The organism is Flagellimonas onchidii, from assembly GCF_004804315.1.
GTDB classification, from domain to species: domain Bacteria; phylum Bacteroidota; class Bacteroidia; order Flavobacteriales; family Flavobacteriaceae; genus Flagellimonas; species Flagellimonas onchidii.
The window spans coordinates 359,887-371,159 of the sequence record NZ_SRXX01000002.1; the positions used below are offsets into that span (position 1 = coordinate 359,887).

Sequence of the window (11,273 nt, forward strand, 5' to 3'; positions counted from 1 at the left end):
TAAAAATGGTAAAATCCGTATTGGTTAAAATCCCAATTTTTGAATACTTACCTTTTTTGAAGTAATGGGCAGTTTATAGAGATAAAATGGGTAAACAGTGAGGGTTTTCCTGCTTTTTGACCCATCTCTATTTTCATTTAGTTCGATGGTAATCAACACATTATTTTCCTCTTCCGTTTTTCGCAGTAAAGGTTCTTTTTCTCCTTTATGCTCTCCGGTACAGACTGCTAGAATCATGTTTTTGGAAAAATCTACATCTGGTACCGGTAACCCCGGTTTTCGGGTTTTGTTAATTCTGGAATAGAATTTTCTCAAGGCCTTGGTATCCGAAATTATCGAGGCTTCATAATCTAGAACCCCACTATAATCATCCGCGGCAATTAATTCCATATCACTGTTTTCTGTAGCCATTGTTTTCGCATCATGCTGAGCTTTACAAGATATTAAACAGATAAAGGATATGATCAAAATATACCTCATTAATCAAAAAGTATTTTTAAATCTCGATTTATAGGCCTTTTCATATACTTCTTCATAGAGCGGTAAAATGTTTAAGATGTCGAACTTGGAGGCTACCTCGTGCGCATTTTCTTTGAATTGTTCAAGTACTACATTGTCGGACAATATATATAATGCTTTTTCTGCCATTTCTGCAACATCACCAACATCAGCCAAATAACCTGACACCCCATCTTTGTTAACCTCAGGAATACCACCGGTATTACTGGATATTACAGGAACCCTATTAATCATGGCTTCCAACGCTGCCAAACCAAAACTTTCGGATTTTGATGGTAACAAGAACAAATCTGAAAAGCACAGTATCCTATCTATTTCGTTGCTATTGCCCAAGAAAACAACTTTATCCTTTATATCAAGGTCGTCACACAGCTGTTCTGCGTACTCTTTTTCAGGACCCTCTCCTACCATTATAAGCTTAGCAGGTATTTCCTGCTGTACTCTATAAAAGACATGAATCACATCAGGAATGTTCTTGACTTTTCTAAAGTTACTAATATGCGTAATGATACGTTCATCTTCATTAGCCATCAATGAACGTTGACAGTCGGCATAATTGGGTTGGTATTTTGATGAGTCAATAAAATTGGGGATAACCTCAATTTCCTTTTCGATATCAAAGATTTCCAATGTGCTTTGCTTCAATCCCTCAGAAACAGAGGTTACCACATCTGATTTGTTTATGCTGAAATTCACTGCGGGCTTATAAAAGGGATGCTTGCCCACCAAAGTGATATCTGTTCCGTGCAGAGTGGTAATCATCGGAATGAAAATTCCCTCTTCCTGAAGCATCTTTTTTGCCATATAACCAGCATATGCATGGGGTATTGCGTAGTGAACATGCAGTAGTTCGATACCATACAACCGAATGGTATCTACCAATTTACTGGATAAAGCCAATTCATACGGTTGATAATGAAACAAGGGATACTCTGGAACATGAACCTCATGGAAATGAATGTTATTTCCAAGAAGTCCCAATCTTACAGGTTGTTTATAGGTTACAAAATGAACTTCATGCCCTCTTTCGGCCAAGGCGATGCCCAATTCGGTCGCCACAACACCACTACCCCCAAATGTAGGGTAACAAACTATAGCTATCTTCATATAGGCAAATCTAAGGCAATATTTTAAGCCTAATTTATAATGGAATCATAAATCGCTTGCTGAATTCTAGTTCTCAACCCAGATTTGATCAGCAAGGTATTACTGGATGAAGGGTAAGTTCTGTTGGACAAAAACACATAAACCAACTCTTCTTCAGGGTCTGCCCAAGTATACGTTCCGGTAAATCCGCTATGGCCAAAGCTCTTACGCGAAACACAACCACAGGTGGGACCTTTTTCCTCTAATTGAGGTTTGTCGAAACCAACTCCCCTACGCACGTTTTTGTGGCAGAAGTAGCAGGTATTGAATTTTTTTATGGTTCGATCATCCAAAAACCTTTTCCCTCCATAGATTCCTCCTTGTAAGTACATTTGCATGATTTTGGCTACGTCCGTGGCATTGCCAAACAAACCTGCATGCCCCCCTACTCCGCCTTGCATGGCAGCTCCCATGTCGTGAACATAACCTTGTACGGTTTGATATCTAAAGTAATTGTCTTCTTCAGAGGGAACAATTTCCTCTTTCGAAAACCTTTCCAGTGGATTGAATCCCATATGATTAAGTCCCATAGGTTCAATTAAGAAGCTTTTGATCAATTCGTCCAAGGAATTACCGTAGGTCTCTTCAATATATTTCTTAAATACATAATAAGGGACATCACTATATCGATACCTATTGGATTTCAAACTTTGCCTTCCAATACGATTATAAATGGAATCTTTGTATGCATCTGTCAAATACAGGTTTTCAGCAACTTTATACGAAAAACCGTCAGTTGGGGCATTCCTATAAAATGCATTGGATGGTTTTCGATTTTTTGTCAAAGTATCTATGTAAAAGGCAATCCATGCAGGCAATCGTCCATAATGTGATAGTGCCTTAAGCACCGTAACGTCTTTTATTTCGGTAGAATCATATTGAGGTATAAGTTCTTTGAAGGTATTGTTTAAAGCAATCTTACCTTCTTCCTCCATTTTCATGATCAGGGGTAAGGTAGATAGAATTTTGGTCAAAGATGCCAAATCGTAAATATGTTCTTCAGTGATGCTTTCTTCAGAAGTATATGTTGGTTTTCCAAAGTTTTTATTATAAATAACCTTACCTTTTTTGGCAATCAAAACCTGTGCTCCTGGAAACATTAATGAATCCAACCCGGCCTTAACCAAAGTATCTACAACTGCCAATCGCGAAGAACTTAATCCCACACGTTCTGGAAAACTGTACCCCAAACGATGTAATGGTTTAAGATCCAAGCCCGTATTTACCGGAAATTCTGAATGTGCTGAAACAGGTAGTTTACCTTTTGTTCCAATAGCTCCAAAAATCACCTCAGCAGCTGATTCTTGTGCAATTTTGCTGTTTTGATATGCCACAACCAGTCCATCTACCGTCTTAAAGTCAGGGATGTCTAAAAGCGCATAGGGCTTTGCAAAGACAGTTAAAACAGTATTGCTAGTTCTAAGGTTCGCAATTTCTCGAAGCCAAAAAAGCTCGTTTTTTGAGAACTTAGAGGATTTCCATGGGTTTTTGTTGCTCTTGTGAAATCCTATAATCACCAAATTGAAATCTGCCAAAGCACTTTTATATGCTGCTACATCTTTGGCTTTAACTCGTGTAACCCTTGCATATTGATTTAGTGTATTGAAAAACACTTCCCCAGAATCATCCCCAAATTCTACATAGGCTATCTTTTTGTTTTCCAACTTTTTTATCGGAAGTAAGGAAAAATTGTTTTTCACCACTGTAATGGCATTCTCAATGGCCTTTTCATAGATTACGTCATTTTCGACTCCATTTAGGTCTTCATAAAGGTTTTCCATATCAATTGGCTGGTAATTATTCAATCCAGCCTTATACTTGGCCATCAATATTTTCTTGACCGAATGTGCCAAACGCGTTTCAGAAATAACACCATTGTTATAGGCATCAACCAGTTTTTCTTTAGCTTTTAGGACATTATCTGGCATCAAAAGCATATCGTTCCCTGCTTTAAAAGCTTCGAGCTCAACCTCACCTTCAGGCGCAAATTGAGAAACAGCTTTCATATTTAGGGCATCGGTGAAAATCAATCCCTCAAAGCCCATTTCTTCTTTTAAGATTCCAGAAATAATCTGTTCGGAAAGTGTGGACGGCAAGCCTTCCCTAATTTCTAAATTGGGTACATCTAAGTGAGCTACCATAACAGACGTCAGGCCACTATCAATCAATTTTTGAAAAGGATAAAGTTCGATGGAATCCATTCGCTGTCTCGTAGAACTGATTATTGGCAACGATTTATGGGAATCTGTTGCGGTATCGCCATGACCTGGAAAGTGTTTCCCAGATGACAAAATCCCCGCTTTTTCCATGCCTCGTAGAAAGGCCATTCCCTTTTGGGCCACATTTTTAGGGTCTTCACCAAAAGAACGGTTGCCAATAATAGGATTTTTTGGGTTATTGTTTACATCAAGGTCTGGGGCAAAATTAATGTGTACCCCTAGCCTTTTGGCATGTTTCCCCACCTGAAGTCCCACCTCTTCAATAATTGAACTATCCTGAATTGCTCCCAATGTCATGTTCCAGGGAAAGGCATAGGTAGAATCCAATCGCATCGCCAATCCCCATTCAGCGTCCAAGGCAATCATTAAGGGTGTTTTGGAAATCGATTGGAATTCATTGGTAAGCTTTGCTTGCCTGCCAGGACCACCGGGCAAAAATACCACTCCCCCAATATGGTGTTCCCGAATCAAATCTTTAATCTTATCGGAAGCGGATTTAGCTTGATTGGAGGCAATGCTAACCATCATCAATTGCCCAATCCGTTCTTCAACGGACATTGCATTATATTTTTCCTCAACCCAATTTTGTTGGGCCAAAGAATCCTTTGTGATCAGCGGGTTATGTTGACCCTTGACACTCCAAAAAACCAGTAAAAAAAGGGGAAAGTAATTGTTTATCCTCATAAAATCTTATCTGAGACCTGAACTTACAACGCTTAAAAATATTGCATTTCATCGAAGAACGCACAATTATTGGGATAAATTAAGGATTTTCTAAGACCACCCTATCCTGTAAGCATAGTTTTTCATACTTCCAGAATTATTTTAAAACATCGTTTGCAGGAAACAAGAAACTTTAAAAAAGATACCCCGTAGTGCCTAGTATTGACAAAAGTCATTAAAAATCAATATCATGTTGAGTACATTTATCAATTAATAGTTAAGATGTGTCACCAATAAAAACTTAAATAAATGTGGAAACATATACTAGCTTGGTTCCCGCTTATTTTTATTGCAATTGCCAACGGGTTATTTCGTGAGAAATTTTTAGCAAGTTATTTAAACGAGCTTCGGGCTCACCAAATGTCTACTGCAAGCATGATCCTGTTATTTGGCGTCTACGTTTGGATATTATTTAAGATATGGCCTCCAATGTCTGCCAATCAGGCAATATTGATTGGTTTAATATGGCTATTCCTAACGGTGATTTTTGAATTTTTATTTGGACATTATGTTGCAGGGCACTCTTGGGATAAGCTTCTAAATGATTACAACATTTTACAAGGACGTGTTTGGGTCTTGGCGCTCATCTGGATATTCATCGCGCCATACATTATTTACCAGATACAAAAATAAGAGGGCTGTTCAGTTATTGGGCATAACTAAAAGGACATGAATGCGTTTTAATGATTTACATCCACCATTAGTAGATGTCTTTCCCTTTAGAAAAAAAGAAAGGAGCTTTAAAAAAGGGGTTGCTAGACGAATCGTGAATGCCAACTTTCACTGGCAGGTACTTCCCAATGCTCTTGATATTCCAATTTATTCGTTACAAGATTATTGAAAACAATAGTGTTTTTTGAAATGGCTTTATCCTTAGCCATTTTTTTGAAATCCTTTAGGGATTTGTATGCAACATGTTCCCCTTGTTTGAAGGATACATTCATGCGATCCATCAAGTTCACATTGTACTGTTGCTCCAATTGTTGTATAAAATGAACGGAAGCATCTATTGAGCAACCAGAAGCACTTGCATTGGTTTGGTCCAACCCAATAATGATAAATCTATTGTATTTAATCTCAAAACCTGCGCTTAAATCACTACCATGGGCCGTCCATTCATTTAGGAAGTCGGACAAAGCATGTTTTATTTCTTCCAGCTCCAAATCAGAAAAACCTCTATTTGATTGATAAATCCAAATTCGAGCGTTATCCGGTAATTTTAAAAAATCCACTAACATCTTCTCCTTTTATTGTTTAATTCAATAATTCCTTTAAACCTCCTTTGGCATCAAAAACACGCCTTATTTCTTCCTGCGTCAATACCTTGTTAAAAATGGCCAGCTCATCCATCAATCCAATGTAATTGATACCCAACATTATTCTTGCTTTTTCCTCGTCCCAGGTAAACGGATCATTAATGTCCGAAACTTCACCTTTAAATTCGCCATCAACAAATAGTTCATGTTTTGCCAAATCAGTGTTCAACTTTGATATGTTCATCACAACATGCGTCCATTTACCATGTCCAAAAGAAGGGTTGTTTACCGTCACCAGACGTTTTTCCAATATAGGAGCCTCATCACTGTCCTTGATATACCATGCATCATTATCACCGATCACTCCCAATCTGAAATCCCGGGGAGATTTGTCATTAAAATCGACCCATAGCGCTGCATCGTTGTACTTTGCATCCGTAATCTGGATGGGGTCACAGTATTTGGTCACCAAATCTTTGTCCGGGTCTATTTGCAGCCAAAAAGAAACTGCCAAACTCCATTGGTCTTTGTTATAGGCAACGTTGTTTTTTGCTTTGTAAAATATAATCTCATCACCCTTCGCAAAAAAACCTAGGGCATCACCCACCAATCCTTTTCCTTCTGCAATACGGACATTATCGCTCTTAACCCCTTTCTCTTCATTATCTTTTTTATCGAAACTTTCGGCCGTATATATTTTTGAATCGCCAGTGGCCACTTCTGCTGTCGTGCCCTTATCAAAAGAACTATAAAAAATAACATTTTGCTTCAGTTCCCATTCTTCTTTACAGGATAGCATCGTCAAAAGGAACAATACATAAATAGCATACTTCGTTTTCATTATGATTGATTATTAGTGAAGTGGTTTGAAACAATAGACGTAAAAACTCCCTATAACATTACACATCTAAAGAATTGGCAATCAATTCAGCAACGTCCAAAACGGTCACACTGTCCTCTTTCTCGTGAGCCTTAATTCCATCTGTCATCATCGTATTGCAATAAGGGCATCCCGTTGCAATGATATGGGGATTGGTTTCCAAAGCATCTTTTGTACGCATTACATTAATGTCCATATCCCCTTTTTCAGGTTCCTTGAACATTTGTGCGCCTCCTGCCCCGCAACAAAGTGCTGTTTTTTTATGGCGTTTCATCTCAATGATATCCGCATTCGTCTTTTGAAGTACCTCTCTTGGGGCATCGTAAACCGAATTGGCCCTTCCTAAGTAACACGGATCGTGAAAGGTAATCCGTTTTCCTTTATATTCTTGACCTTCAAAAGATAAACGCCCTTTATCAATCAATTCTTTGATATATTGGGTATGATGGATGACTTCATAGTTTCCACCCAAACCGGGGTATTCGTTTTTCAATGTATTAAAGGAGTGTGGGTCGCAGGTTACAATACGTTTTATTTCGTAGCCGTTCAAAACCTCGATATTCATCATGGCCTGCATTTGAAACAAAAATTCGTTCCCCGCACGTTTGGCAACATCACCAGTACAGCTTTCTTCAGGTCCCAGAACAGCAAAATCCACGTTGGCCTTGTTTAATATCTTCACAAACGCCCGGGAAATCTTTTTTGCCCGATCATCATAGCTGCCAGCCGAACCCACCCAAAATAAAATCTCGGGTTGGGTACCTTGAGCCATAAATTCTTCTATGGTCTTTACTGTAAGTTGTTCACTCATAGCTCTAGATTATTCGTTTACCCAGTTTAGACGATCCATTTGGTTGTATGGCCATGGTGCACCATTATTTTCGATGTTGGACATCATGTTATTCAATTCCGTTGGCGCTGCAGATTGCTCCATCACCAAAAACCGTCTCATTTCCACAATTATGGACAAGGGATCTATACTTACTGGACAAGCCTGAACACAGGCATTACAGGTGGTGCAGGCCCAAAGTTCTTCACGTGAGATGTAGTCATCCAAAAGTTGTTTTCCATCTGGCACAAATTCACCCTTATTGGCATCGATGTTTTTGCCGACTTCCTCCAATCGGTCGCGGGTGTCCATCATTATTTTTCTAGGCGACAGCTTCTTCCCTGTTTGGTTGGCGGGACATTCTGAGGTACATCTTCCGCATTCGGTGCAAGTATATGCGTTCAGGAGTTGCACCCAGTTCAAATCCATAACATCTGACGCTCCAAATTTTTCTGGTTCGGGAGCATCATCTGCAGGAGCGGCAAAGGGATCCGCCGATGGGTCAAGCATTAACTTGACCTCATTGGTAACAGCTTCAAGGTTATTGAACTGTCCTTGTGGCTTTACTTTCCCGTAATAGGTATTTGGAAATGCAAGTATGATGTGTAAATGCTTTGAATAATACAGGTAGTTTAAAAAGGCCAAAATCCCTACGATATGTAGCCACCAAGCTGTTCTTTCGATAATAACAAGTGTTGAAGTTGTCATTCCATCGAAAAGGGGAATCAAAAATTGACTAATTGGAAAAGCTCCTGCTTTGGTATAATGCGGGGCATCCAATTGCTGTAATTGAAAATCTGCTGCATTCATGGTCAAAAACAGTAACATCAGCACGAATTCTATATATAGAATCATGTTTCCGTCTTTTTTGGGCCATCCTTTCATTTCTGGCTTGATAAAACGTTGCAGCTTGATTACGTTTCGTCTAATCCAAAAGATTACAACAGCAACTATGACCAATAAAGCCAGTACTTCGAACGAGCCTATCAAGAAATCATAAAACACTCCCAAGGGAGCAAATATGCGATGAGTACCCAAAATACCATCTATGATAATTTCAAGTACTTCAATATTAATAATTATAAAGCCAACATAAACCAGAATATGCATCAGGCCTGCTACGGGTCTAACAACCATTTTGGTCTGACCTAAAGCTATTTTGGCCATATTTTTCCAACGCTCGGATTTGTTATCACTAACATCAGCATCTTTTCCCAACTTAATGTTTCTTGATAACTTTTTTACATTCTTGGAAAAGAAGCCTATCCCTGCAATTAGGACAATTACAAAAAGAATATTGGAAAGATATTGCATAAATCAATTCTGGTTTTGTTCAGCTGGGTCGTTCTCCGGCAACTCGTAATCTTTCTGCTTTTTCCCAAACACCGAAACATTGACATACCTTTTTGGATTAAGCCTAAAGTCTTGTAATAACAGTTCCAGCTGTCTTGAGGCCTCTGTCAAATTTTTATAAAGCTCATCATCATTTGCCAATTTACCCAAAGAACCTTCTCCTTGCTCAATTTTGCCCAGAACAGCATTCAAGCGGCTAACCGTTTTTTGAAAATTGGCCACCGTTCCCGCCAAACCAGAGTTCGCCAAAGAATCTGATAGCGTTGCAAAGTTGGCAGTAATCTTGTCCACATTTTTTAAAGAACGATCCAATTGCCCCTTATTGGCTTCTAAAAGTATATTAAGTTTATCCGCACTGGACTTGAATGAACTGATCATTTCATTTAACCCGGCAATGCTTTGCCGTAATTCAACCCTTGTGCGGTCATCCAAAACATCATTCACATTCATCAACAATGAATCCGCATGTGAAACCGCTCCTTCTACCTTTAATTGCAGGGGGGTCAACTTTTCTTGCACTAAAGCCGTAATCCCTGGTTTGGTGCTCGATTTTAATGTGTCACCGGACTTCGCCATAGGAGCACCATCAAAAACGGGATGAATCTGCACACCTTTTCCTCCAATTATACCTGTATCATAAATTTCTGCACTGCTATTTTTGGAGAATTCATATCCTTCATCAACCGAAAAGGTAACTACCGATTGAAATCTATCATCTTTGAATTTAATGCCAGTTACATTGCCCACAACCACTCCGTTAATGGTGACCTGTGTTCCAGATTGAATTCCTCCTACGTGATCATAAACCGCGTATAGGATTTTGGTATTTTCAAAAATAGATGAAGATTTTAAGTAGCTCAATCCAAAAATAAATGCTAAAATCCCGGAGAGCACGATAATCCCAGTCTTGATTTCCCTGGATAGTTTCAAAAGATTCGGTTTTCAGTTCCTAACAAAATTAGGAATATTTTTAACAAAGGGCTTAAGTTATCAATCCTATTTAAGGACTTCCTTTAAAGATACTCTAACTCCTTTTTTGTATGCGACGATATAGGAGGTAGTATAACCTTTGGCATCTGCTCTTGATTTCAGTCTTTTTGCCTCGGCATGCGAAGTGGCATTTCCGTACATGTACCTGTATAAGTTTTTATAAGGCTCTTTGGAAATCATGTTCAAACCCTTAAAATTCTCAGCTTTCAGAGGAATGTTCTTTGCACTTGCCATTAACTGTACTTTAAAAACCACATCACTTTTGGGAGCGGGTTTGGTTTTTGGCTTGCTTTCCGAGGACACAACCTTTGTTGGCTGTTTTGCAACTGGTTTTTCTTCTTCTTGCACATTTTGTTCACCTTTCGTAGTCGTATGAAGCGCACCAGAGGAATCTTCTATTACAACAGGAGTCGAATCCAAATCCAAACCTGAAGCAATATCATCTTTATAAGCAATAATGGCTTCAGCTATTGCTTTACCCATTTCTCGTTGACCTTTAGCAGAATTTAAATAACTTCCCTCGTTCTTATTAGTCAAAAAACCTGCTTCAATTAAAACGCTGGGCATAAAGGTTTGATGTAATACAATAAAACCTGCTTGCTTTACTTTTCGGTCTTTACGGCTTAGTTTTTTTGTGAAATTATCTTGCAATTTCTTCCCGAGCATAATACTTTGATCCAAAAATTCTTCTTGCATAATGGTTAATCCGATTACAGATTCAGGGGAGTTGATATCATACTCAGCATATTTTTGCTCATAATTATCTTCCAAGTAGATAACAGAGTTTTCCTTTTTGGCCACTTCAAAATTCTGTCGGTTAGCGTGCAATCCTAAAACAAAAGTACCTGCGCCGTAGGCATTGGAGTTATGCGAGTCGCAATGAACAGAAACAAAGAGATCCGCATTAGCCTGATTAGCAATTTCGCCTCTTTTAAATAAGTTAACAAAAGTGTCATCCTTCCGAGTATAGATAACTTTAACATTGGGATTCTTTTCCAGTTCCTCACCTGCCTTCAAAACAATATTCAATGCTATGTTTTTTTCAAGATATCCATTTCCGAGGTTTCCAGGATCGTGTCCGCCATGACCAGCATCTAAAACAACAACAAATTTATCTTTAGGTGGTATTTCGGTATTATTTTTGGTAAACGAAGTCAGGGGCAGGACCACGATGAAGAAAATAAAAAAACCTAACTGACTTTTTTTCATAAGAACTGCGTAATTATAGTATCCCTTGAAGGTTAAAAATATTGTAATCCTCAATAATCGGAACAAAAAATATATGTAAGTTTGAGCCCAAAAACTGAGCCAAACTTCCACAAAAATAGGATTTATAGCGTTGCAATCAAACAAACATC

At 38.6% G+C, this 11,273-nt stretch carries 10 protein-coding genes; 1 reads left to right on the top strand and 9 read right to left on the bottom strand.

The window, feature by feature from the left end; genetic code table 11:
* Positions 1 to 24: 24 nt before the first annotated feature.
* From E4661_RS03660 to E4661_RS03670, 3 genes are all read right to left on the bottom strand, one after another.
* A complete protein-coding gene (locus E4661_RS03660; RefSeq protein ID WP_136465461.1) occupies positions 25 to 411 on the bottom strand; it encodes a hypothetical protein in 387 nt (128 codons plus the stop codon).
* A gap of 72 nt (positions 412 to 483) precedes the next feature.
* Positions 484 to 1,626 carry an N-acetyl-alpha-D-glucosaminyl L-malate synthase BshA gene (bshA, locus tag E4661_RS03665; RefSeq protein ID WP_136465462.1) on the bottom strand — a complete coding sequence of 381 codons (1,143 nt, stop codon included), beginning with the start codon at positions 1,624 to 1,626 and terminating at the stop codon, positions 484 to 486.
* Between the two features lie 29 nt (positions 1,627 to 1,655).
* On the bottom strand, positions 1,656 to 4,568 hold the full coding sequence (locus tag E4661_RS03670) for a glycoside hydrolase family 3 N-terminal domain-containing protein (RefSeq protein ID WP_136465463.1): 2,913 nt from the start codon (positions 4,566 to 4,568) through the stop codon (positions 1,656 to 1,658).
* A 288-nt stretch (positions 4,569 to 4,856) separates the two neighbouring features.
* On the opposite strand from E4661_RS03670, the gene E4661_RS03675 reads away from it, so the two are divergent.
* Positions 4,857 to 5,240, top strand: coding sequence for a hypothetical protein (locus tag E4661_RS03675; protein WP_136465464.1), 384 nt, complete (start codon positions 4,857 to 4,859; stop codon positions 5,238 to 5,240).
* Between the two features lie 122 nt (positions 5,241 to 5,362).
* On the opposite strand, the gene E4661_RS03680 is transcribed toward E4661_RS03675, so the two are convergent.
* The 6 genes from E4661_RS03680 to E4661_RS03705 all read right to left on the bottom strand — a co-directional run bounded on the left by E4661_RS03680 (position 5,363) and on the right by E4661_RS03705 (position 11,124).
* Positions 5,363 to 5,845 (bottom strand): ABC transporter ATPase, encoded by a 483-nt coding sequence (locus tag E4661_RS03680; RefSeq protein ID WP_136465465.1) that lies wholly within the window; start codon positions 5,843 to 5,845, stop codon positions 5,363 to 5,365.
* A 16-nt stretch (positions 5,846 to 5,861) separates the two neighbouring features.
* A complete protein-coding gene (locus tag E4661_RS03685) occupies positions 5,862 to 6,704 on the bottom strand; it encodes a LamG domain-containing protein (RefSeq protein ID WP_136465466.1) in 843 nt (280 codons plus the stop codon).
* A 58-nt stretch (positions 6,705 to 6,762) separates the two neighbouring features.
* The gene (locus E4661_RS03690; RefSeq protein ID WP_136465467.1) at positions 6,763 to 7,554 is read right to left on the bottom strand and encodes a (Fe-S)-binding protein; all 792 of its coding nucleotides are present in this window, start codon (positions 7,552 to 7,554) and stop codon (positions 6,763 to 6,765) included.
* A gap of 9 nt (positions 7,555 to 7,563) precedes the next feature.
* A complete protein-coding gene (locus E4661_RS03695; protein WP_136465468.1) occupies positions 7,564 to 8,886 on the bottom strand; it encodes a 4Fe-4S dicluster domain-containing protein in 1,323 nt (440 codons plus the stop codon).
* A 3-nt stretch (positions 8,887 to 8,889) separates the two neighbouring features.
* Entirely contained in the window at positions 8,890 to 9,855 is a 966-nt protein-coding gene (locus E4661_RS03700; protein WP_136465469.1) for an MlaD family protein, read from the bottom strand.
* 66 nt (positions 9,856 to 9,921) lie between these two features.
* Positions 9,922 to 11,124, bottom strand: coding sequence for an N-acetylmuramoyl-L-alanine amidase (locus E4661_RS03705; protein WP_136465470.1), 1,203 nt, complete (start codon positions 11,122 to 11,124; stop codon positions 9,922 to 9,924).
* Positions 11,125 to 11,273: the final 149 nt, after the last annotated feature.

What these genes read in the sequence shown, in the direction of transcription:
- E4661_RS03695 (WP_136465468.1), bottom strand. Translation starts at nt 8,886, where the DNA reads ATGCAATATCTTTCCAATATTCTTTTTGTAATTGTCCTAATTGCAGGG.
- E4661_RS03670 (WP_136465463.1), bottom strand. Translation starts at nt 4,568, where the DNA reads ATGAGGATAAACAATTACTTTCCCCTTTTTTTACTGGTTTTTTGGAGT.
- E4661_RS03680 (WP_136465465.1), bottom strand. Translation starts at nt 5,845, where the DNA reads ATGTTAGTGGATTTTTTAAAATTACCGGATAACGCTCGAATTTGGATT.
- E4661_RS03675 (WP_136465464.1), top strand. Translation starts at nt 4,857, where the DNA reads ATGTGGAAACATATACTAGCTTGGTTCCCGCTTATTTTTATTGCAATT.
- bshA (WP_136465462.1), bottom strand. Translation starts at nt 1,626, where the DNA reads ATGAAGATAGCTATAGTTTGTTACCCTACATTTGGGGGTAGTGGTGTT.
- E4661_RS03660 (WP_136465461.1), bottom strand. Translation starts at nt 411, where the DNA reads ATGGCTACAGAAAACAGTGATATGGAATTAATTGCCGCGGATGATTAT.
- E4661_RS03685 (WP_136465466.1), bottom strand. Translation starts at nt 6,704, where the DNA reads ATGAAAACGAAGTATGCTATTTATGTATTGTTCCTTTTGACGATGCTA.
- E4661_RS03690 (WP_136465467.1), bottom strand. Translation starts at nt 7,554, where the DNA reads ATGAGTGAACAACTTACAGTAAAGACCATAGAAGAATTTATGGCTCAA.
- E4661_RS03705 (WP_136465470.1), bottom strand. Translation starts at nt 11,124, where the DNA reads ATGAAAAAAAGTCAGTTAGGTTTTTTTATTTTCTTCATCGTGGTCCTG.